The organism is Arthrobacter sp. HMWF013 (assembly GCF_003061105.1).
Classification (GTDB): Bacteria; Actinomycetota; Actinomycetes; order Actinomycetales; family Micrococcaceae; genus Arthrobacter.
On record NZ_QAIQ01000451.1, the window covers coordinates 1 to 20,876 of the forward strand.

Below are 20,876 nucleotides of genomic sequence, written 5' to 3' on the forward strand. Positions count from 1 at the left end.
CCCCGCTGAAAAGCGGACGTATTTTCTGTAGACGGCCTCATGAGTGACGTATTGCGCCGGTTGGGTTACGCGGCACTCGTTATCGTGCTTGTTACTTTCGGGGTCAGCCTGCTCCTGAGCTTTGCCCCAGGTTCTGTTGCCCAGATCGTTCTCGGCGAAGAGGCGACCCCCGAAAACATTGCCGTGCTCGAACGTGAGCTCGGGCTCGACCGGCCGCTCTTCGTGCAGTACTTCGATTGGCTCTGGCACGCAGTTCAGGGTGACCTGGGCACTTCGCCAATTACGGGCCGCTCCGTGACCCAGTCCATTGCTGAGCGGCTGCCGGTCACTCTCGAGATCGCCGCGTTGGCGCTGATCATCTCGCTGAGCGCCGCCGTGGTCCTCGCCGTGCTATCCGCCACCGCCCCCAACAGCATCCTCGACCGGGGAATCAACGCCGTCACGTCGGTTCTTCTGTCGGTGCCCACCTTCGTCGCCGGCCCGCTCCTGATCTTCCTGTTCGCGATCACCATCAAGGGATTCCCTGCGCTGGGCTGGACATCGATCGAAACAGGGCTGGGGCCAAACCTCCGCGCAGCCTTCCTTCCCGCGCTCGCCGCGGGGCTGGTGGAGATCGCCTCGTTCCATCGCGTGCTGCGCGCCGATCTCATTTCGACGCTGCGCGAGGATTTCGTTGCGGCGGCCAGGGCAAAGGGAATGGGGCGCGGGTACGTACTTTTCCGGCACGCCTTCCGCCCGTCCTCATTCTCATTGTTGACCGTTTCGGGCCTGAGCCTCGCACGGCTGATCGGCGGAACCATCATCGTGGAGGCTTTGTTCGTGCTGCCGGGTCTTGGACAACTCATCACCCAGTCGATCGCCCAAAGGGACGTAGTCACCGTGCAGGGCGTGGTGGCGTTCATCGCCATCGTGTTCGTGCTCATCAACACTCTCGTCGACATCGGGTACGGCCTCATCGACCCGCGGGTGCGCCGGGCACCCCGTGTGCAGAGAAGCCCGAAAGCGACCAGTAAGAAGGAGGCTGCCGCATGACTGCTGGAGCAATCCCGCGCGAACTCGGCGTTGAAAACGCTGAGCGGATGGCTGTGGCGACGCCACAGGTCTCGTTGCCGCGCAAGCGCCTGTCCATTCTGGTGGTGTTCTCGTATGTATGGATCGCACTCATCGTGCTGCTCGCCGTCGTGGCGCCAATACTGCCCATCGCAGCGTATGACCAGTCCGTGGGAGCACCACGCCAGGCTCCGAAATTCGGCGAGCTCAATACCCTGCTCGGCACCGACCAGGTGGGCAGGTCCCTCCTGTCCCGTGTGATTTACGGGGCTCAGGTCTCGCTCGTCGTCGGAGCCGTCGCAGGCCTGTCCGGAGCGGCGCTGGGTACGGTACTCGGTCTGCTCGCGGGCTATTTCCGCAAGGGGACCGACTGGGTGATCACGCTGATCGCAGACGTACTGCTCTCGTTCCCCGTCCTCGTGCTCCTCCTCGCGATCACCGCGATTTTCTCACCCAGCATCCCGGTGCTGGTGGTGGGTCTCGCCATTGCAGGCACCCCCACCTTCATGCGGTTGGCACGGGCCAACACGATGGCCTGGACCAGCCGGGAGTTCGTGCGCGCTGCGCGGAACATGGGTGCCTCAAGCACCCGGATCCTCATCCGCGAAATCCTTCCGAATGTCGTGCCGAGCCTCGCGGCCTACATGCCCCTCGTCATCGCGGCGCTCATTGTCGCCGAGGGGTCGCTGAGCTTCCTTGGCCTCGGCGTTCCGCCGCCAACACCCAGTTGGGGCGGGCTCATCAGCTCCGGAGCCGTCGACCTTCGCACCGCGCCGTACATGGTGTTCGTTCCCGCCACGGTCCTGTTCCTCACCGTCTTCGCCCTCAACCAGGGTGGCGAGCACCTCCGCCACCGCTTCGACCGCAACCTGCAGGACTGATGGAACAGGGCCGCCGTCGGCCGTCCCCATGCCGCTGTCACTGCGGCGCTTCATTCAAACCCAACAGCACCAAGAAAAGAGGAACCTTGATTTCAAAGGGGAAATCCATGTTCGTCGCTCTGGCGACGGCAACTGCAGTCCTCCTGGCCGGCTGCGCCGGTGGGGACACTGCCGCAAGCTCCGGTGAGCCGGCAGGGGAACCGGTATCGGGAGGCACGCTCCGCGCTCTCGAGTTGGCGCAGCCCTCGGGGTTCGACCCCGTGCAGGTATTCAGTTCAACGTCGATGCCGATCACGTTCACGGCACTCTACGGCCAGTTCCTGGTTCCGGACACCAAAACCGGCCAGTACGACTGTGGACTCTGCAAATCGTTCACTACCACTGACCAGGGTGCCACCTGGGAGGTCGTCACCCGGGAGGGCCTGACGTTCTCTGACGGAACACCGTTCAATGCCGCGGCCATCAAGTACAACTGGGATCGCATGAAGGACCCGAAGTTCGGTTCCGCAAGCGCCGGCATCGCAAACCAGATTGACCACATCGAGGTGGTGGACGAGCAGACCGCCAAGGTCGTCATGGCCGTCCCGACCCCCGGCTTCAAGGGTCTGATGCCGATTTACTCACTCCAGTGGATTGCGTCGCCTACAGCGTTGGAAAAGGGCCAGGCGGAGTTCAACAAGAACCCCATCGGCGCGGGACCATTCCTCTTTGACAACTGGGTACCGAACGGAACGCTCAAGCTCAAAAAGAACCCCGGCTACTACGACGCACCGAAGCCCTACCTGGATGCGCTCGAAATACAGGGCGTATCGGACAACGCGCAGCGGCTTAACGCACTCATCTCCGGTCAGGCCGACACCATCCTCAACAGCGAGGCGTCCATCTTCGCTGAGGGTGAGAGTGCCGGTTTCAAGAAGGTCGAATACCAGTTCAACGGCGGAGTGGGGCTGATGCTGAACAATGCGAAGGCACCCTTCAACGATGTACGGGCGCGACAGGCCCTGGCCTATGCGCTGGACCTGAATTCACTGTCCGATTCCATCACCCGCGGCTACCCCTCTGCTCCCAAGACGCTGTTCACCGAAGGTTCCCCGCTTTACGAGGACATCCCGCTGGCGACCCACGATCCTGACAAGGCGCAGAAGCTCTTCGACGAGCTCGCTGCGGAAGGAAAGCCGGTGAACTTCTCCTACACGGTGTTCCCAGGCAACGGGCAACTCGTTTTCGACGCGCTGCAGTCACAGCTCCAGAAGTACAAGAACGTCACCGTTACCCCTGACCAGCGCGACACTTCGCAGCAGGGCGTAGTGGGCACCAAGGGGGATTACCAGGCACTCACCTCCTCGATGGCGTTCGTCGACCCCGGGTCACGGCTCTGGGGACAGCTCCACGGCTCGGCCGAACGAACCAACTACTCCCGGTTCAATGACCCCGAAACCAGTGCGGCGCTTGATGCCGGGTTCTCGGATGATCCCGCGAAGCAGAAAGAGCAGTACAAGATCGTCCAGGAGCGGCTCTCCGAGTTGCACCCCTACATCCTGTACACCGCATATCTCAGCGGGCTGCTGACCACCGACAAGGTCCATGGCGCTGTTGTCTACGGCTACACGTCGCCAGCGGCCGCCGACCTCTGGCTCCAGCCCTGAGCCAGCCGGGGCATCCCGGGTTCTCCCCGGGGTGCCCCGGCCCTTATTCCACAGACGAACTAGTGAAAGCGGCGACATGAGCGACCGAGCACTACTCGAGGTCACCGACCTCCACGCCTACATCGGCTCCCCCCGAGGCGTCGTTAAAGCCGTGGACGGCGTGTCCTTCACCCTTCAGCACGGCGAGGCGCTTGGCGTCGTAGGCGAGTCCGGCTCCGGTAAGTCCGTGATGGCCCGGGCGGTAATGGGTCTGATGCCGGCCCGCTCGGGGCGTACTGGCCAGGTCCTGTTCCAGGGGCGCGAACTGCTCACCATGAAGCCAAAAGAGCTCCAGGAGGTCTGGGGCAAGCAGATTGCCATGGTGTTCCAGGATCCCGGACGCTCGCTCAGCCCGGTTGTCCGCGTCGAACGCCAGCTGACCGAGGGGATGCGCCGGCACCTGGGGATCTCCCGCACTGAGGCGAACTCCCGTGCGCTGGACCTGCTCCGCGAAGTCGGTGTGCCTGACCCCGAGCGGCGGCTGCGCGCCTACCCGCACGAACTGTCCGGCGGAATGCGCCAGCGCGTCATGATCGCCGTGGCGCTGGCCTGTGAGCCGGATCTGCTGATCGCCGACGAACCGACGACGGCCCTGGACGTGACCATCCAGCGCCAGGTGCTGGATCTGCTGCGCCGGGTCCAGACACAGCGCCGCATGTCACTGGTCCTCATCTCCCATGACCTGCACGTCGTCGCAGGACGCACCGACCGCACAGCTGTTATGTACGCGGGCCGCATTGCCGAGATCGGGTCCAGCCGGACAGTGTTCCAGGACCCCCACCACCGCTATACCCATGCCCTGCTCTCGGCGACGCCGACCATCCACCATGAGCGGCACGCGCCGCTCAACGTTATCCCCGGTTCGCTGCCGTCGCCCACCCATCCTCCGGCGGGCTGCCGCTTCGCGCCACGGTGCGCGGCGGCGTCGCAGGAATGCACCCAAGCGCAACCCCCCATGCTCCAGTTCTCCGACGACCTTGACGCTGCGTGCATCCACCCCGTGAATACGAAAGAAGGTGAGCTCGTTGGCCGGTAGCGGTAGCGCGCACCTGCGTGGCGATGCGGCAGTTTTGTCCGTCGAAAATCTCGAGGTCGAATATCACACGGCGGGCGGCAGTTTTAAAGCGGTTGCCGGCGTCAGCTTTGACCTCCTCCCGGGTGAGACGCTCGGCATCGTTGGTGAATCCGGTTGCGGAAAGTCGACGACGGGACGTGCCGTACTGCGCCTGGATCCGATCGCCAACGGGCACGTGAGGTTCCGCGACGAGACGATCGAAACCGCCAGCCACCAGCGCATGCGGGAACTCCGGCGCGACATGCAGATGATCTTCCAGGACCCGGTGAGCTCGCTTAACCCACGGCGCCTGGTGAAGGACATCATCACCGAGGGGCTCGCCATCGGCGGGCAGGGTGCGAAGGAACGGGCCGCTGTTGTGCCCGAACTCCTCGAACAGGTGGGCCTGCCGCCGGAACGGTTTGCGGAGATGTCACCACGCCAGCTCTCAGGTGGCCAGGCACAACGTGTAGCCATCGGCCGGGCACTTGCTGTGCGCCCTGGACTGCTCATCTGCGACGAGCCGGTATCGGCGCTCGACGTATCGGTGCAGGCACAGATCCTGAACCTGCTCGAGGACCTGAAGAGCAAGTACGACCTCACGATCGTCTTTATCGCCCATGACCTTGGCGTGGTGCGCAGCTTCAGCGACAAGGTGCTCGTGATGTACCTCGGCAAGACCTGCGAGTTCGGAGATTCGGTTGAGGTCTACGAACGTCCGGCCCACCCGTACACGCGCGGTTTGCTGGATTCGGTGCCATCGCCGGAGGTGGAGGGCGGGTTCGTCGGTCCTGCGCTCCAGGGCGATTTGCCCTCGCCGCTTAACCCGCCGTCGGGCTGCCGTTTCCGCGCCCGCTGCCCGATGAGCCAGGACAAGTGCGCCGTCGACGAACCGGCCATGCGCGAAGTGCGGCCCGGCCAGTATGCAGCCTGCCATTTTCCGCTCGTCTAGAACCTCCCTGCCCAGGCAGTCCCGTTATCAAGAATTGGAGTACGCAAAATATGTGTGAAGACCTCGGCCCCGACCCCGTCGCGCCCTGGCTGCGTGAGCTCGGAGCAGCGCACGACGCAGCCCGCCACACCGACGGAATGCAATGCCGTGGCTCGGTGACGCTCATCGACGAGGCCGCCCGCCTGCGGGGAGTAGCGGCGGTCACGCTCGGCAAAGCCATTTCGCTCGAACGTGAGATCGAGACCCGGCCCAAGCAGCTGGAAGCGCTGGCCGTCGTGGCGGAGGAGGAGAAGCTGCAGTGGCAAGCGCTCGCCGTTGCTGAACTCCCCGATGGTCATGGAAGCGTCAATCTGGACGTGAGGGTCGGCATCCACGGCCGGTCCACGCACGGTGGTGACTTCATCCACTATGACGCCCACGGCATTCACAACACCCACATGGACGGGCTCGCCCACCTGGGTGCCGATGAAAGCTGGCACGGCCCCATCCCCGCACGGTCCTCCGAGACCGACGAGGACACCATGGTCAACTGGGCTCAGCACGGCATCGCCACCCGGGCGGTGCTGCTCGACATTCCCGCAGCGCGCGGCGTGGACTGGATCACCGCCGAGGCGCCTGTCACCGCGGAGGACCTCGACCGGGCGCTCGCTGCAACCGGAGTCACACTCGAACCCGGCGATGCGCTCCTCATCTACCAAGGCCGGGACCGCTTCGAAGCCGCCGGACACCGCTACACACCCGGAGCTGTGCTCCAGCCCCGGCCCGGCATTGGAAAATCGGGCGCGCAGTGGATTGCCTCGAAGGATCCAGGCGTGGTGTCCTGGGACTTCCATGACGCACGTTTCGACCCGCCCCACCTGCTCGAAGTGCACGGACTCATCTATGCAATCGGCCTCTGCCTGATAGACAACAGCCTTCTGGGCCCCGCCGCCACGGCGCTTCGGGCCGCAGGAACCTCCACCGGGTTCCTGGTCGCGGCTCCCACTGCCATTCACCGGTCAACCGGCGTGATTATCAACCCGCTCCTCATCTATTAAGCACCGAGCTCCACACCCTGACCTGATCCCTATACCGAAAGAACTACCAATGCGAATCGGAATTGTCGCGGAACGCGCGGATGGCGAGACACGCGTCGCCGGCACCCCGTCCACGGTTGTCCAGCTGATGAAGCTGGGGTATCAAATTGTCATCGAGCGTGGTGCCGGTGCCGGATCCGCCTTCCCGGACAGGGATTACGAGGTTGCCGGAGCGGAGATCGTCGATCACCGCAGCGCATGGGGCGCGGATGTTGTACTCACCGTAAATGCTCCGTCCGACGACGACCTTGCCCTGCTGGCCGACGGTGCCACTCTCGTGTCCTGGCTGAGCCCGGGCCTGAACCCTGGCATCGTCGACAAGCTTGTGGCGCTGCCCATCACCGCGCTCGCCGTCGACACCGTTCCGCGTCTATCGCGGGCGCAATCCATGGATGTGCTGTCCTCCACCGGCAACATCGCCGGATACCGCGCGGTGGTAGAAGCGGCGAACCAATTCGGGCGGTTCTTCACCGGACAGGTCACGGCTGCGGGCAAAGTTCCACCGGCCAAGGTCCTTGTCGCCGGCGCCGGTGTTGCCGGCCTTGCCGCGATTGGCACCGCATCGAGCCTCGGCGCCATCGTTCGTGCAACAGATCCGCGCCCGGAGGTTGCAGAACAGGTGAAGTCGATCGGCGGCACGTATCTCGCCGTCGAAATCGCGGAGAAGATGGAATCGACCGACGGCTACGCGAAGGCCACGAGTGAGGCCTACGACAGGAGGGCCGCCGAGCTCTACTCGGAGCAGGCACGCGACGTCGACATCATCATCACCACCGCCAACATCCCCGGCCGCGCAGCGCCGAAGCTCATCACTGCTGCGGACGTCGCGTCGATGAAATCGGGCAGCGTCATCGTTGATCTTGCTGCTGCCAACGGCGGCAACGTCGAGGGTACGGTCCCTGGCGAGCTCATCGTCACGTCGAATGGCGTGACGATCGTCGGCTACACCGACCTGGCGCGCCGGCTGCCAACTCAGGCGTCGCAGCTTTACGGGCAAAACTTGGTGAACCTCCTGAAACTGCTGACCCCGGGGCAGGATGGCCTGCTGGTCCTCGATCACGACGACGTCGTTCAGCGGGCGATCACTGTGGTGCAGAACGGCGAGAGGCTATGGCCACCGCCCCCTGTGCAGGTCTCGGCCGCCCCCACGGCGGCAGCTGCCGGAGAACCTTCCGCCGCCCCGCCGAAGGCGGCGAAGAAAGCCTCAAAGCTGGCAAGCGCCGCGCTGACGGTAGCGGGCATCGCTGCTTTGTTCGGGCTCATTACCATCGCTCCCGCGCCGTTGCCGCAGCACATCACCGTTCTGGTGCTTGCGGTGGTTATCGGGTTCTACGTCATCGGCAAAGTACACCACGCGCTGCACACTCCGCTCATGTCGGTGACCAACGCCATCAGCGGCATCGTGGTGGTCGGGGCCATGCTGCAGATCGCCATCGACGATCCCGTAATTAAGGCATTTTCCGCCGCCGCCGTACTCCTTGCCAGCATCAACGTATTCGGCGGCTTCGCCGTCTCCCGCCGTATGCTCCGCATGTTCTCGAAGGACTGAACGCCATGACTCCCGATTCCCTCTCCGCGGTGACACTCGCCATATCCGGCGCCGCCTACATTGTTGCCGCACTGCTCTTCATTCTGAGCCTCGCCGGCCTCTCGAAGCATGAGACGGCCCGTGGCGGTCTCACCTACGGCATCGCGGGCATGGTCCTCGCGATGGGTGCCACGCTGGGCCTGGTGATCCGGGGTGCTGATGGTCCCGGCATCATCCTTCTCCTCGGCGCCGTGGCCATCGGTGCCGCCGTCGGCCTGTGGCGTGCGGCCAAGGTGGAGATGACCGGGATGCCCCAGTTCATTGCCCTCCTGCACTCCTTCGTGGGGCTCGCAGCAGTGCTCATCGGCTGGAGCGGTTTCCTCGACAGCGCCCACACCTCCCCGGAACTGGCGGGCATCCATCGCGGCGAGGTCTTCGTCGGCATCTTCATAGGCGGCGTAACGTTCACCGGCTCGATCGTCGCTTTCCTGAAGCTCTCGGCGCGCATCAAGTCCGCTCCACTCGTGCTCCCGGGCCGCAATGCCCTGAACGTCACTGCGCTGGTGCTGTTCGTCGCGCTGACGGCCTGGTTTGTTGTAACGCCCTCCCTCTGGCTGGTTGTGGCCGTCTCGGCGCTTGCACTGCTCCTTGGCTGGCACCTGGTCGCGTCGATCGGTGGCGGCGATATGCCGGTGGTCGTCTCGATGCTCAACAGCTATTCCGGATGGGCCGCGGCTGCGAGCGGCTTCCTGCTCAATAACGACCTCCTCATCGTTACCGGCGCCCTCGTGGGATCATCAGGCGCCTACCTCAGCTTCATCATGTGCAAGGCCATGAACAGGTCGTTCATCTCAGTGATCGCAGGCGGATTCGGCATTGCCGCCCCCACCCAGGGCAGCGAAGAGACAGGCGAGCACCACGAGATTACTGCGGGGGAGACGGCGCGGCTGCTCGCCGATGCAAAATCCGTCATCATCACACCTGGTTTCGGCATGGCCGTGGCGCAGGCGCAATACCCCGTCGCAGAACTCGCCCGCTCACTCCGGGAACGGGGGGTCGACGTGAGATTCGGCATCCATCCGGTTGCCGGCAGGCTCCCCGGACATATGAATGTGCTTCTCGCGGAGGCCAAGGTGCCCTATGACATCGTTCTGGAGATGGATGAGGTGAACGACGACTTCCCGGAGACCAGCGTTGTACTGGTCATCGGTGCCAACGACACCGTGAATCCGGCTGCGGCGGAGGACCCGAGCAGCCCGATCGCCGGCATGCCCGTGCTCAAGGTGTGGGAGGCCGAGGAGGTCATCGTCTTCAAGCGGTCAATGGCGTCGGGCTACGCCGGCGTCCAGAACCCGCTGTTCTTCCGGGACAACACCCGGATGCTGTTTGGCGACGCCAAAGAACGGGTGGAGGACATCGTGCATGCCCTCAGCGAGGCACGCGTCCCTTGATCATGGAGACCGTGATCCTGAATAATGGCGCAGAGATGCCGGTCCTCGGCTTCGGTGTTCTCCAGATCCCCGGCGACGAGACCGAGGAAGCCGTCCTGGCCGCCCTGGAAGCCGGTTACCGCCTGATCGACACCGCCGCGCTCTATCAAAATGAGGAGGCCGTCGGCCGGGCTATCTCCAGGAGTGGCATCCCGCGGGACGAGCTGTTCATCACCACGAAGGTCTGGGTGCAGAACGCGGGCGAGCACAACACCATCCAGTCCTTCAATAACTCACTGCAGCGCCTGGGACTGGACTACATCGACCTGTATCTGGTCCACCAGCCGTACGGTGACTACTACAGCCAGTGGCGGGCCCTGCAGGGCTTCCATGAGGAAGGCAGGGCCAGGGCAATAGGCGTCTCTAACTTCCACCCGGACCGGCTCGTGGACCTCATCACCCACAACGAGATCACTCCGGCCGTCAACCAGATCGAAACCCACCCCCTCTATCAGCGCGCTGAAGACCAGCGCATCATGCAGGAGCACGGCGTGCAGATCATGTCCTGGGCACCTTTCGCCCGAGGGAAAAATGACCTGTTTACCCACCCTGTACTCGCGTCGATCGCCGGGGCACACGGCAAGTCCGTGGCGCAAGTGGTTCTTCGGTGGCTCAACCAGCGCGGCGTCGTCGTGATCCCCAAATCGGCGAACCCTGAACGCATCACGCAGAACATCCAGGTCTTCGACTTCAGCCTCACCGACGGCGAGATGGCCCGCATCGCACGGCTCGACGCCGGAACGTCGTTGTTTTTCGACCACCGGGACCCCGGCATGACCACCAGGCTGGGATCAATCCGCTTCAGCTGACCCAGGCGCCGTGAGAGCCGCCGCAGCCCCCTCGAACGCCGGGGGCTGCGGCGGCTGCTTCGTGCCGGAAGCGATCGATAACTAAGCGACTCGGCTTAGTTATCGATTTGATCAGGTTGCTTTCGGAAGCTGCGCCACGTACGGAACGTCGTGATCGATGCGACCGAGCTTGCGGCCGCCCTTCGGTGGTTTCGCTTCCTCGAAGAACTGCTCGTTGAGCCCAAGGAACTTTTCCTCATCCCCTTCGAGTTCGTCGTCGAAGCGAATGGCTGAAACCGGGCATGCCGGCTCGCAGGCGCCGCAGTTGATGCATTGGTCAGCGTTGATGTACATCATTCGATTGCCCTCGTAAAGGCAATCGACGGGACATACCTGGATGCAGCTCTTGTCTTTGGTATCAACGCAAGCTTCAGTAATAACGAAGGTCATGAGAGGCCCTTCCGGACGTCGGTGTTCGGAGCGTAAAAGGGGTAGACGCGAAGGTTTCAATGTGTAAACTGAAACCTAAGCGTTCTATTTCAAAAATACCACGCAGAATGGTTACGTGACCAGAGCAGTTCGCCATAACCCTGAGGAGACCCGATGACGGTTAACGCCATCCAGACCCGCCGTACAGACCCGTACAGCCCACCGGCCGAGCATCTTGAGTTGCAGGGCGACGAGCCTGTCGCTTTCCTGGACTGGCGCGACGGACGCAAGGCCTGGGCCATCACCAAGCATGCCGATGTCCGCACAATGCTCAGCGATGTGCGTTTCAGCTCTGACCGCTCGTACCCGGATCACCCGGCGCATGGCGGCTACGTTCCCGGGGCGCACAAGGGTGCGATCATCGCGATCGATCCGCCGGAGCATTCCGCCATCCGCTCGCGCGTCATGAATGAGTTCACCGTTAAGAAGATCTCGCTCATGCGCCCCCGCATTGAAGAGATTGTGGCCGAGGCCCTCGACGCCATGCTCGATGGCAAGTCCGAAGCGGAACTGGTGAAGGAGTTGTCCCTTCCCGTCCCCGCGATGGCAATTGCCGAGTTGCTCGGAGTGCCCTACGAGGATCATGAATTCTTCGAGCACAACACCGCGATTTTCGCCGACAGTTCGCACACCGACCCCAGCCAGAGGGTCGAGGCCATCGGGAAGCTCCGTGACTACATCAGCAAACTCGTCGATGCCCGGATGGACGCCCGTGGGAACGACATCCTCAGCCGGCAGCTCGACGCCGGCTTGGACGCCGAGGAGGCGGTAGGCCTCGGCTTCCTGCTGCTTATTGCGGGTCACGAGACCACGGCGAACATGATTTCCTTGAGCATCATGACCCTGCTCGACAAGCCGGATCTGCTTCAGCAGCTGCGCGACGACCCTTCGCTGATTCCAGGTGCGGTCGAGGAGTTGCTGCGCTATTTCACCATCGCTGAGGTCGGCGGGCTGCGTCTTGCCACCACCGATCTTGAAATCGGGGGCAAGCGGATCCACGCGGGAGATGCCGTCTACGGGCTGACAAACACTGCCAACCGCGATCCCGAGGTCTTCCCTGACCCGCACACTATTGACTTCAAGCGCGGTGCCCGCAACCACATGGCCTTCGGCTTCGGCCCCCACCAGTGCCTGGGACAGAACCTCGCCCGGCTTGAGCTCGTGGTGGTCCTCGAGCAGGTCATCCAACGCGTACCCACCCTCCGCCTCCTCGACCCCATCTCCGCGATTGCGTTCAAGGAATGGGGGCCGAACTACGGCATCAGCGAGCTGCGGGTGGCCTGGTGAGTGCGCACATAGTTGCCAAACGCGAAACCTGCATTGGTGCAGGCCAATGCGTCTTCGCGGACCCTGATGCCTTCGACCAGGACGACGACGGTTGGGTGGTGGTACTGCAGGCCGACCCCGCGTCACCCGACGCAATCGCGCGTGCGAAGGAAGCCGTGAACGTGTGTCCGAGCAGGTCGATCAGTGTCCTCACCCGGCCGGAGCCGGGGGCCGGGACCGGCGAGGCCGGCTAAGCCTGCCAGGGCACAGCGGCCGGTCCGCTGTGCCCTAGCTGGTGCCGAGAGTGCCGCCCATGCGTTCACTGAGGACTGCCGCGGAATGCTTGACGAGTTCTGATAGTTCGGCCTCAACGCCAGTGTCAAACCGGGACTCAGGGATCATCAGACCGGATGTTCCGACCACTTCCCGGCCGGGTCCAAACACCGGTGCCGCCAGCGCGATGGCGCCGGTAACGCGTTCACCGAGCGAGACTGCGTAGCCCTGGTTCCGGATGGTCTCGATGCGTTGCGAAAGCACCTCGGGATCGATGATTGTGTTTTCGGTGACTTTCGTCAGGTTGCCGTGCAGGATTTCCTTGCGTTTCTCCTCGGGGAGGAAGGCAAGGATCGAAAGCCCGCTGGCTCCGCTGTGCAGCGGCAGCCATTTTTGCAGCGGAATCATGTAGCGCAGGGGATGGGGAGAGTCCACGGTGACGGCGAACATCATTTCGTGCCGCTGGTCGTTGTAAATCCCCAGGAAGGACGACTCGCCGCTGCGGTCCGTCATTTCCTGGAGGAGATCGTTCGCCATTTCGCGCAGTGGAAAACGTGTCACCAGCTTCCATGAGAGCCTGAGGAATTCAAGCCCAAGCTGGTAGCCGCCTTCCTGGGTCCGGCGAACCATGCCAAGTTTCTCCAGGTCCGCCAGGAGCCGGTGGGCGGTGCTGGGGCTGACCCCCATCTGCGTTCCCAGTTCGCGGACGCCGTAGGACCTCTCGCCGGTTTCCACCATGTGGGTGAGGATTTCGAAGCCTCTTGCCAGCGGATCCCTCTGCCGATCGGTCGAGGAATTCTCCGCCTGCTTCTTTGGTGTACTTGCCACCGTCCGGTCTCTCCTCAAGGAATCGCAGGCTTGGATAGACACCCGTAAGCCTTTAGGGGTCATGCTAGCGCACCAGCCTCCAATCCCCAGTTGAAGGCCTACCGACCTGTGCTCGCTGAGTCCACCGTGATGGGCTCAGCGAGCCTGGAGATCGCGGGCCTCGCGGTTAGTCGGCTCTCACCGTGCCCAACGACACCAGCTCCCGCGCCTGGACCTCGAGGGCCTCCTGTTCCTCGGACTTCACGGCCTTCAGAAGGCATATGATCATCGCGATCTTCCATACGGGGAACGCACACGCCGGGATCCACAGCGCGAACAGCCCGTTCCAAGACAGCGGTCCCTCGGTGAAAAGGTAAATGAAGACACCGGGGAAGAACGAGAGCGCAAGGAAGAAATTCAGGTAGCCGAACCATCGCGGGAAGACCGGCTTGGCCCGTTTGTCGACGATTGCTGCGAGACCGATCGAGGCGACGTTGAGCACGAAGATCACAGCGACGCCGACGTACGTGAGCCAGAACTGGTCACTCATCATCAGCAGTAGCTCGGGGTCGCGACCGGGCCGGTAGGCAGCTGTCGCCAACACTGCCATCGGGTATACCCAGCCGGTGGGGGCAACCACCGCGGTGGTCAGTTGGATCATGGAAATAATTCCCCAGCCGCCCTCGATGCGCCTGATCTGGAGGCTTGTGACCACCGCGAAGGCATAGAAGAACGGGGCAAAGATCCCCATGATCACTACGGACCACAAGATGCCCGAACGGTTTTCCGTCAGGAAGGCCGCCACCTCCGTGGCTGTGGAGGCCGGTGAGATGGGTGGGAAAAGTTTGCCGACAACGAAGAAGGCGATGAGGTTGGCAATCAGCACAACAACACCTGCCCAGACTGACATCCGGTGAAGCCTGAACTTGGTTTTCAATTCCATTTTGGTGTCCTTAGATCGGGTGTGAATGAATGACGGAACCAGGAGTTGTTTAGGGGGCGGGAATCACTGCGGGCGCGAGGTCGAGCACGGCAAGATAGCTGAACGCAATCGACGATCCGATCGGGGTTCCTGCACCGGGATATACGTGGCCGGACATCGCTGCCATGGTGTTGCCAGTGGCGTACAGGCCCTCGATCGGCTCGCCGTCGGGCGTGAGTACCCGGGCATGTTCATCGGTGATCAGCCCGCCCTTGGTTCCGATGTCCGAAAGGCGAACCGTGGCCGCGTAGTAGGGCCCGGCACCAATGGGTGGCAGCAGCGGATTGGCCAATCCCTCCTCGGGCGCCACCATATAGTTCATGACCGGGCCGGCTGGAAAGCCTACGATCTGGGAGCTGAACAGGTCCCAGGCACTCTCGCCCCGATGGAACTGCTCATCCACCCCGGACTGCGCGTAGCCGTTGTACCGATCGATCGAGGCCTGCAGGGGCGCGGCCGGCACATTGATGAGCCCGGCGAGCGCTTTGATCGAATCAGCCTTGACCAGGGCCCCGGAGGCGAACCACTCCTCGCCCGGGGCCTCGTCGGGGGAACCCCCAATGCTGAAGCGGTCCAGGTGGTGCTGGTCAAAGATCCAGCGGACCTCAAGGTGTGAGACACCGGTTCGGGTGTGTCCGTGGTAGATCGCGTGGCCCGACTGGTCATACGGGGCGGTCTCATTGACGAAGCGCTCCCCGGCGGCGTTTACCCAGATCCCGCCGCGCGTGCCGGTGTGGAAGATCGGCAGACCATCGGGCTGCACCACTCCTGGAACGAACCACGCCTCATCCATCAGCTCGGTGCCGGCGCCTACGGCGATGGCCGCCTTCAGGGCATCCCCGGTGTTCTGCGGGGCACCGTTGGACCATTCCCCTGTGAAATCCGGTGACTGGTGTTCGGCCCTCAGCGCTGCGTCGCGTTCAAACCCGCCAGCGGCAAGGATCACCCCACGGTTCGCAAGGATCGAGACCCGTACACCGTTCTCCACCGCAACCACGCCCGTCACCTTGCCGTCTTCGTCGGTGATCAGGCTTTCCAGTGCGGTGTCCAGCTTTAATTCGCCGAACCCCGTTGCCAGGAAGGCTTTCAGGGCCCGCCCAATGAGCGCGCGGCCGCCGGTGAGTAACGGGCCCTCATCAGTGCCCCATCGTTCGGTGAACAGGGGCTTGCGGATCAGGTGCGCTTCTTCTCCCAGTTCTTCGACGGTGACCGGTGCAGGGAAAATCGTCCGGCCGCTCGGCGAAGCACCCGGGAGCGAGGAATAGTAATCGGGAACGGGCAGGAATTCGAACTTTCCGAACCACTCGTTGCGCTCCAGCTCGTCGATGACATCGATTCCCGCCTGGAGGTAAGCCTCCTGCCGGGCCTCCCGGGTGGGGTCGTTCACTGCCGTGCGCAGGTACGTTCTGCCTTCCTCAAGGCTGTTCGTTATGCCTGCCCGCTCGATCGGCGCCGAACCCGGATACCAGATACCGGCCCCGGAGTAGGCTGTGGTTCCGCCCAGTTTCCCGGTCTTCTCAATCACCAGGGTGCGCAACCCCCGTGATGCTGACAGGTAGGCGCCCACCAGGCCGCCGCCCGAACCTACGACGATCACGTCGAAGGTATCTACACCCGCTGGTACATCCTCATTGATGGACATGCGAACCACTTTCTTGTTGGGGGGCTGCAGTTAGTTACAGCCACAGGAAACAGGCGGTGAGAACCACCCAGAGAATGAGGCAATAAGCCTCGAACATCAGACGCATTGGCACCGGGGCCTTGCGCAGTTCCATGAAATCGAGTCCCACGAGGCGGACCTTCACAATGGCCAGGGTGAGGATGGCCACCCCCAGGAGTTGGACACTTGTACTTCCTGCCAGCTGGGCCTCGATGCCCAGCACGGGGTTGGCGATGGTCAGTACCATAAGCACGATCCACACGATGGTCACCCGTGACTCAATCAGTGCGAACAGCCGCGTCTTCGGCTTTGCCTTCGCCTGTTGTCCTTTCATCACGCCACCAGGTACAGCAGCGGGAAGATAAGCATCCACAGCAGGTCGACCAGGTGCCAGAAGCAGGCCCCCGATTCGATGACCATCAGGCGCTTCCCGGTAACGTCGCTGCTCTGCTGTGCCCTGGACACCATCAGTCCCAGGACGCCGAGCCCGATCAGCACATGCATGAGGTGGACGCCTGTGAGAATGAAGTACCAGGAGAAGAACGGGTTGAGGTCTGTTCCCGTCGCGCCGGAAGCTATTTGGGTGTACTCAAAGGCCTTCAGCACCACAAAGAGCACCCCGCAGGCCATAGCGCCCCGGAATGCGCCGGTGGCCACCGGAACCGCCCCGCGACGCACTGCTCCCAGCCCCACTACCACCAACAGCGAACTGCTTAGCAGGATCAGGGTGTTGGCCACACCCACCGCCAATCCCAGTTCGTGGCTGGATTGGGCAAAGAGCCCGGGGGCTGCGGCCCGGTCCACCAAGTACGCGACGAAGAAGACCACGAAGATCACCATGTCGCCGAAGAGGAAGACCCACACCCCTGCTTCCCCCGGGATCTTCAGGGCCTGGGCCGGTGTCCGCGACTCCGTCATCATCCCCATCCCAGATACCTGTCTTCGAGGCGCATCGTGTGGGCTTCGAAGGCGCCGTAGGTCCCCCGGAAGAACAGCAACGGGAGCTTTTCCGAGACGACCCGCAGGTCATTCACTCTTCCGATCGCGATTACGTGGTCACCTGCCTCAACCACCTGCTCCATCGTGCATTCAATCCAGGCGACCACCCCTTCAAGCAAAGGCGCTCCGTGCTCCGAAGGCTGCCACGCCACATCCCTGAACCTGTGTGCGCCCTTCGCAGCCATGGAGCGGCAGAGGCCAGCCTGGTCGGATGCCAGGACGTTGGCGACAAAGTGACCGGCCGCCTTGATCTTCGGAAAGGTGCCTGACCCGCGGTCGGCCAGGAACGCCACCATCGGAGGGTCCAACGAGACCGACGTAAACGAGCCCACCACCATCGCAATCGGTTCGCCGCCTTCACCCGGGGCGGTGACCGCCACGACCCCCGTGGGGTAGCTACCCAGCACATTCCGGAAGTGCCGTGCCGGCTCGGCTCCGTCTGGCATGCTCGGGAAGAGCGCTGTGAGCTGGGCCATGTTCCTAAACCGCCCCGCGCAGGTTCTCCGGCAGTTCGAGACCCATCTCCAGCAGCGCCGTTGCGTGGAAGACCTGGCCCGGCACGTGGATGAAATGCTGCAGACCCATGTGGGCATCGCGCCAGAAGCGCTGCAGCGGGTTGTCGCGGCGTCCGGCGTTGCCACCCGAACGGGCAAAGATCTCATCCACGGCCCGCACGGCCCGCCACGCGCTCTGGATCTGGTTCCGGCGGACCTCGGCGGTCTGCACCGCGGTGACCGGGCTGCCGGCTTCAACCTGCCCGAAGGCCCTGGTGACTCCGTCGAGTAGATTCGAGCGTGAGGCGGCGATCTCTGCGGCGGCCTCGGAGATGGCAAACATTGAGTATGGGTCGCTCTTGATCTGCACTCCGCCGGCGTTGGAGCGGTTGCGCTGGTAGGCCAGGTGCAGGCCCAGGGCGCCTTCGGCGATACCAATGACGGCCGAGGATATCCCCAGCGGGAAGAGCACGTTGAACGGTAGCCTGTACAGCGGTTCGGTGCGTCCAGTGCGTTCGGCCGCGGCGCCGGATTGCACGTCCTCGTGCACCAGGGTGCGGTAGGCCGGGATGAACGCCCCATTCACCACGACGTCCTTGCTTCCGGTTCCCTCCAGCCCAATGACGTTCCAGGAATCCTGGATGATTTCGTAGTCCTTGCGCGGCAGGATCACATGCAGGTACTTGGGTGCTGCGGCCGGGCGGCCGGAACCGTCACCGGTGATGGCCCCCAGGAACACCCAGTCGCTGTGGTCGGTGCCGGAGGAGAACTGCCAGCGCCCATTCAGGACGTAGCCGCCGTCCACGGGATCGGCGATGCCCTGCGGCGTGTAGGGCGAGGAGACCCAGGTGTCCTGGTTCTCACCCCAGACTTCTTCCCCGACGCGCGGGTCCATCAACGCGATCTCCCACGGATGCACCCCGACTACGCCGGCAACCCAGCCCGATGCACCGCAGTGGCTGGCAGCAGTCATGACCGCTTCGCCGAACTCGGCCGGGTGCGCCTCGTCGCCGCCATGTTCCTTCGGCTGAAGAATTCGCATCAGTCCGGCGGACCTGATGGCCGAAACGCTCCTGTCGGACAGCTTTCCGAGCTTCTCGCTCTCGTCAGCGCCCGCTTCCAGTTCGTCGGCAACGGCTTCAACACGAGCCACCGCATTCTTCACGACCAAATCGCTGAGGGTGCTAGCTCCTGCGTTCATCAGTGCTCCTCCTGCATTGTTCTCTCCAGCCCCCGATGGGGCTGCGGTGCGCTCAATACTGCGGCCACCTCACATAATGCGGCGCGCACCCATCCCACTGAACGGGAACCGTGCCCCGGGACGCGGACCGGCATCTGCTTGAGTCGAGTCACCAAAGAGCAACAACCATCAGGAGAGACACCCATGACAGCTACAGATGTCGGGCAAGAGCAGCTGACTTATGAATCGACGCTGCGCGAAGTAGCGACCTCCTCGGGGGTGCTCCGCTACCACGAGGCGGGCAGCGGCCCACCGCTGATTCTGCTTCACGGCTCCGGCGCAGGGGTCAGCGGGTGGCGCAACTTCCGTGCCAACCTGGGGTTCTTCGCCCGGAATTTCCGGACTCTGGCCTTAGAGTTTCCGGGATTCGGCGTCAGCGATTCCACCGGCGAACATCCAATGCTTTCAGCCCCTGCTTCGGTCATCCGCTTTCTCGACGCCCTGGGCATCGAGGAAGCTGACTTCATTGGCAATTCGCTCGGCGGCCAGGTAGCCACCCGCATAGCCATGGACTACCCCGAGCGGGTCCGCCGGCTGGTGACGATCGGCGGCGTGGGGCGCAACCTGTACTCCCCGATGCCCGGTGAGGGAATCAAGCTGCTGGTTGATTTCACAGAGGACCCCACCCGCGAAAAACTCATTCAGTGGCTCGAAGCAATGGTCTACGATCCGGCGGTCCTCACCGCGGAACTCATTGACGAACGCTTCGCCGTGGCCACCGACCCGGACACCCTTGCCAGCGCCCGGATGATGTATGGCCGGCACACCATCGCCCTGATCCTCGCCTCGGTCGAATCCGCCGAGGCTCCGGACTGGACGCAGCTGGGCAGGATCAAAGCCCCCACCCTGTTGACTTGGGGCCGTGATGACCGCGTCACGCCGCTGGATTCCTCCATCCTTCCAATGCGCACCATCCCCAAGGCCGAGCTCCACGTATTCCCGAACTGCGGGCATTGGGTCATGGTTGAGGCCAAGGCCGCCTGGGAATCGGCAGTCATGGCCTTCCTGACCCGGCCAGATCAGGCATGAGCGCCCCGCAGGTGCAGACAGCGGCCGTCACGTCCGAGGATCTGGATTTGGCAGTTTTCCGGCTTGAGGAGGCCGAACGCACACGGGTCGCAGGGAGTCCGGTGCGCGACCTGCTCGGAGCGTTTAACGTCAAAGATGCGTACACGGTTCAGCAGCGCATCATTGCAGCGAAAATCACAGGTGGCGCAAGACAGGTCGGACGGAAGATCGGACTGACGTCACCGGCAGTACAGGAGCAGGTGGGCGTTGATACGCCTGACTTCGGTGTGCTGCTGGATGACATGGCGTATTCGGACGGTGCGTATATTCCGATCGAGCGGCTGATTGCGCCCCGCGCCGAGGCCGAGATCGCCATTGTGCTGGCCCACGACATCACCGATCCGGACGTCTCACTGGAGGACGTGGCCCGCGCGGTTGCTTATGCCAGCCCCGCGATCGAGGTGGTGGACAGCCGCATCGCCAACTGGGACATCCAAATCAGCGACACCGTTGCCGACAACGCCTCCAGCGGGGTCTTCGTCCTGGGCAACGCAAAACTGTCATTGTCTGATTTCGTACCGCGGGAGAGCGAAATGCTGATGACCTCCGATGGAGTCGAAGTCTCCACCGGAACTGGCGCCGCCTGCCTCGGCGATCCGCTTGAGGCCCTGCGCTGGCTGGCCCGTACCTCCATCGGGTTCGGAGCGCCGCTTCGGGCCGGGGAGGTCATCCTTTCCGGGGCACTCGGGCCCCTGGCCCCCGTCGAGGCCGGCAAAACACTCACAGCCTCCATCACCGGCCTCGGGGCCGTCACCGTCACCTTCACCCAAAGGGGAATCCAATGAGCACCAAAGTTGCCATCATCGGCTCGGGAAACATCGGCACCGACCTGATGTTCAAGATCATGCGCAGGTCAAGCGTCCTGGAAATGGGAGCGATGGTAGGCATCGACCCCGCCTCAGACGGCCTGCGCCGGGCCGCCAGCATGGGCGTGCCCATCACCGCCGACGGAGTCCAGGGCCTGATCGGTATGCCCGGATTCGATGAAATCGAAGTCGTCTTCGACGCCACCTCAGCGGGGGGCCACATTGCCAATGCCGCGGCGCTGGCGCCCTTCAACAAGCGCCTGGTTGACCTCACGCCAGCAGCCCTGG

Annotated in this window: 21 protein-coding genes and 1 pseudogene; 14 read left to right on the forward strand and 8 right to left on the reverse strand. The window is 63.4% G+C overall.

The annotated features are described in order from the left end of the window. Nucleotides 1-39 precede the first annotated feature (39 nt). The 9 genes from DBR22_RS16205 (at nt 40) to DBR22_RS16245 (ending at nt 10,525) form a co-directional block, all read left to right on the forward strand. The gene (locus DBR22_RS16205; protein ID WP_108599865.1) at nt 40-1,032 is read left to right on the forward strand and encodes an ABC transporter permease; all 993 of its coding nucleotides are present in this window, start codon (nt 40-42) and stop codon (nt 1,030-1,032) included. Continuing rightward, nucleotides 1,029-1,931, forward strand: a complete 903-nt coding sequence (locus tag DBR22_RS16210) for an ABC transporter permease (RefSeq protein WP_181365213.1) — start codon at nt 1,029-1,031, stop codon at nt 1,929-1,931. Before DBR22_RS16205 ends, DBR22_RS16210 begins: the two co-directional genes overlap by 4 nt. 107 nt (nt 1,932-2,038) lie before the next feature. Further along, nucleotides 2,039-3,577, forward strand: coding sequence for an ABC transporter substrate-binding protein (locus DBR22_RS16215; protein ID WP_181365214.1), 1,539 nt, complete (start codon nt 2,039-2,041; stop codon nt 3,575-3,577). Nucleotides 3,578-3,653: 76 nt separating this feature from the next. Next, nucleotides 3,654-4,652: an ABC transporter ATP-binding protein gene (locus DBR22_RS16220; RefSeq protein ID WP_108599867.1), complete on the forward strand. Its 999-nt coding sequence runs from the start codon at nt 3,654-3,656 to the stop codon at nt 4,650-4,652. Next, a complete protein-coding gene (locus DBR22_RS16225) occupies nt 4,642-5,622 on the forward strand; it encodes an ABC transporter ATP-binding protein (protein ID WP_108599868.1) in 981 nt (326 codons plus the stop codon). Before DBR22_RS16220 ends, DBR22_RS16225 begins: the two co-directional genes overlap by 11 nt. A 50-nt stretch (nt 5,623-5,672) precedes the next feature. Then, nucleotides 5,673-6,659: a cyclase family protein gene (locus DBR22_RS16230; protein WP_108599869.1), complete on the forward strand. Its 987-nt coding sequence runs from the start codon at nt 5,673-5,675 to the stop codon at nt 6,657-6,659. Nucleotides 6,660-6,708: 49 nt separating this feature from the next. Then, nucleotides 6,709-8,247, forward strand: a complete 1,539-nt coding sequence (locus DBR22_RS16235) for a Re/Si-specific NAD(P)(+) transhydrogenase subunit alpha (RefSeq protein ID WP_108599870.1) — start codon at nt 6,709-6,711, stop codon at nt 8,245-8,247. Between the two features lie 5 nt (nt 8,248-8,252). Further along, nucleotides 8,253-9,677, forward strand: coding sequence for a Re/Si-specific NAD(P)(+) transhydrogenase subunit beta (gene pntB / locus DBR22_RS16240; protein ID WP_108599871.1), 1,425 nt, complete (start codon nt 8,253-8,255; stop codon nt 9,675-9,677). A gap of 2 nt (nt 9,678-9,679) precedes the next feature. Next, nucleotides 9,680-10,525: an aldo/keto reductase gene (locus DBR22_RS16245; RefSeq protein WP_108599872.1), complete on the forward strand. Its 846-nt coding sequence runs from the start codon at nt 9,680-9,682 to the stop codon at nt 10,523-10,525. Nucleotides 10,526-10,636: 111 nt separating this feature from the next. Here DBR22_RS16245 and fdxA read toward each other — a convergent pair whose 3' ends face one another. Further along, entirely contained in the window at nt 10,637-10,954 is a 318-nt protein-coding gene (gene fdxA, locus DBR22_RS16250) for a ferredoxin (RefSeq protein ID WP_108599873.1), read from the reverse strand. A 153-nt stretch (nt 10,955-11,107) separates the two neighbouring features. Here fdxA and DBR22_RS16255 point away from each other — a divergent pair, with 153 nt between their 5' ends. Continuing rightward, nucleotides 11,108-12,280: a cytochrome P450 gene (locus tag DBR22_RS16255; RefSeq protein ID WP_108599874.1), complete on the forward strand. Its 1,173-nt coding sequence runs from the start codon at nt 11,108-11,110 to the stop codon at nt 12,278-12,280. Next, nucleotides 12,277-12,513 (forward strand): ferredoxin, encoded by a 237-nt coding sequence (locus DBR22_RS16260; protein ID WP_258229249.1) that lies wholly within the window; start codon nt 12,277-12,279, stop codon nt 12,511-12,513. The genes DBR22_RS16255 and DBR22_RS16260 overlap by 4 nt, the downstream gene beginning before the upstream one ends. A gap of 34 nt (nt 12,514-12,547) precedes the next feature. Here the strand turns inward: DBR22_RS16260 and DBR22_RS16265 are convergent, their stop codons facing one another. From DBR22_RS16265 to DBR22_RS16295, 7 genes are all read right to left on the reverse strand, one after another. Continuing rightward, complete coding sequence (locus DBR22_RS16265) at nt 12,548-13,360, reverse strand: IclR family transcriptional regulator (RefSeq protein ID WP_181365215.1); 813 nt, start codon at nt 13,358-13,360, stop codon at nt 12,548-12,550. Between the two features lie 166 nt (nt 13,361-13,526). Beyond that, nucleotides 13,527-14,282, reverse strand: coding sequence for a hypothetical protein (locus tag DBR22_RS16270; protein WP_108599877.1), 756 nt, complete (start codon nt 14,280-14,282; stop codon nt 13,527-13,529). A 49-nt stretch (nt 14,283-14,331) separates the two neighbouring features. After that, the gene (locus DBR22_RS16275) at nt 14,332-15,963 is read right to left on the reverse strand and encodes an FAD-binding protein (RefSeq protein WP_108599878.1); all 1,632 of its coding nucleotides are present in this window, start codon (nt 15,961-15,963) and stop codon (nt 14,332-14,334) included. A 34-nt stretch (nt 15,964-15,997) separates the two neighbouring features. Then, nucleotides 15,998-16,315 carry a cytochrome C oxidase subunit IV family protein gene (locus tag DBR22_RS16280; RefSeq protein ID WP_108599879.1) on the reverse strand — a complete coding sequence of 106 codons (318 nt, stop codon included), beginning with the start codon at nt 16,313-16,315 and terminating at the stop codon, nt 15,998-16,000. Beyond that, on the reverse strand, nt 16,315-16,908 hold the full coding sequence (locus tag DBR22_RS16285) for a cytochrome c oxidase subunit 3 (RefSeq protein WP_219928132.1): 594 nt from the start codon (nt 16,906-16,908) through the stop codon (nt 16,315-16,317). Before DBR22_RS16285 ends, DBR22_RS16280 begins: the two co-directional genes overlap by 1 nt. After that, complete coding sequence (locus DBR22_RS16290) at nt 16,899-17,456, reverse strand: flavin reductase family protein (RefSeq protein ID WP_219928133.1); 558 nt, start codon at nt 17,454-17,456, stop codon at nt 16,899-16,901. Before DBR22_RS16290 ends, DBR22_RS16285 begins: the two co-directional genes overlap by 10 nt. 4 nt (nt 17,457-17,460) lie before the next feature. Next, nucleotides 17,461-18,675 (reverse strand): acyl-CoA dehydrogenase family protein, encoded by a 1,215-nt coding sequence (locus tag DBR22_RS16295; protein ID WP_108599880.1) that lies wholly within the window; start codon nt 18,673-18,675, stop codon nt 17,461-17,463. A 183-nt stretch (nt 18,676-18,858) separates the two neighbouring features. Between DBR22_RS16295 and DBR22_RS16300 the strand changes: the two genes are divergently transcribed. The 3 genes and pseudogenes from DBR22_RS16300 to DBR22_RS16310 form a co-directional block, all read left to right on the forward strand. Then, on the forward strand, nt 18,859-19,743 hold the full coding sequence (locus DBR22_RS16300) for an alpha/beta fold hydrolase (protein ID WP_108599881.1): 885 nt from the start codon (nt 18,859-18,861) through the stop codon (nt 19,741-19,743). Continuing rightward, nucleotides 19,740-20,567 carry a 2-keto-4-pentenoate hydratase gene (locus DBR22_RS16305; protein ID WP_108599882.1) on the forward strand — a complete coding sequence of 276 codons (828 nt, stop codon included), beginning with the start codon at nt 19,740-19,742 and terminating at the stop codon, nt 20,565-20,567. Before DBR22_RS16300 ends, DBR22_RS16305 begins: the two co-directional genes overlap by 4 nt. Beyond that, nucleotides 20,564-20,876: pseudogene (locus tag DBR22_RS16310) on the forward strand (acetaldehyde dehydrogenase (acetylating)); the annotation flags it as partial. The gene DBR22_RS16305 and the pseudogene DBR22_RS16310, both read left to right, overlap by 4 nt.

What these genes read in the sequence shown, in the direction of transcription:
- DBR22_RS16290 (WP_219928133.1), bottom strand. Translation starts at nt 17,456, where the DNA reads ATGGCCCAGCTCACAGCGCTCTTCCCGAGCATGCCAGACGGAGCCGAG.
- DBR22_RS16215 (WP_181365214.1), top strand. Translation starts at nt 2,039, where the DNA reads ATGTTCGTCGCTCTGGCGACGGCAACTGCAGTCCTCCTGGCCGGCTGC.
- DBR22_RS16205 (WP_108599865.1), top strand. Translation starts at nt 40, where the DNA reads ATGAGTGACGTATTGCGCCGGTTGGGTTACGCGGCACTCGTTATCGTG.
- pntB (WP_108599871.1), top strand. Translation starts at nt 8,253, where the DNA reads ATGACTCCCGATTCCCTCTCCGCGGTGACACTCGCCATATCCGGCGCC.
- DBR22_RS16235 (WP_108599870.1), top strand. Translation starts at nt 6,709, where the DNA reads ATGCGAATCGGAATTGTCGCGGAACGCGCGGATGGCGAGACACGCGTC.
- DBR22_RS16285 (WP_219928132.1), bottom strand. Translation starts at nt 16,908, where the DNA reads ATGGGGATGATGACGGAGTCGCGGACACCGGCCCAGGCCCTGAAGATC.
- DBR22_RS16305 (WP_108599882.1), top strand. Translation starts at nt 19,740, where the DNA reads ATGAGCGCCCCGCAGGTGCAGACAGCGGCCGTCACGTCCGAGGATCTG.
- DBR22_RS16210 (WP_181365213.1), top strand. Translation starts at nt 1,029, where the DNA reads ATGACTGCTGGAGCAATCCCGCGCGAACTCGGCGTTGAAAACGCTGAG.
- DBR22_RS16275 (WP_108599878.1), bottom strand. Translation starts at nt 15,963, where the DNA reads ATGTCCATCAATGAGGATGTACCAGCGGGTGTAGATACCTTCGACGTG.
- DBR22_RS16300 (WP_108599881.1), top strand. Translation starts at nt 18,859, where the DNA reads ATGACAGCTACAGATGTCGGGCAAGAGCAGCTGACTTATGAATCGACG.
- DBR22_RS16280 (WP_108599879.1), bottom strand. Translation starts at nt 16,315, where the DNA reads ATGAAAGGACAACAGGCGAAGGCAAAGCCGAAGACGCGGCTGTTCGCA.
- fdxA (WP_108599873.1), bottom strand. Translation starts at nt 10,954, where the DNA reads ATGACCTTCGTTATTACTGAAGCTTGCGTTGATACCAAAGACAAGAGC.
- DBR22_RS16295 (WP_108599880.1), bottom strand. Translation starts at nt 18,675, where the DNA reads ATGAACGCAGGAGCTAGCACCCTCAGCGATTTGGTCGTGAAGAATGCG.
- DBR22_RS16220 (WP_108599867.1), top strand. Translation starts at nt 3,654, where the DNA reads ATGAGCGACCGAGCACTACTCGAGGTCACCGACCTCCACGCCTACATC.
- DBR22_RS16255 (WP_108599874.1), top strand. Translation starts at nt 11,108, where the DNA reads ATGACGGTTAACGCCATCCAGACCCGCCGTACAGACCCGTACAGCCCA.
- DBR22_RS16245 (WP_108599872.1), top strand. Translation starts at nt 9,680, where the DNA reads ATGGAGACCGTGATCCTGAATAATGGCGCAGAGATGCCGGTCCTCGGC.
- DBR22_RS16230 (WP_108599869.1), top strand. Translation starts at nt 5,673, where the DNA reads ATGTGTGAAGACCTCGGCCCCGACCCCGTCGCGCCCTGGCTGCGTGAG.
- DBR22_RS16270 (WP_108599877.1), bottom strand. Translation starts at nt 14,282, where the DNA reads ATGGAATTGAAAACCAAGTTCAGGCTTCACCGGATGTCAGTCTGGGCA.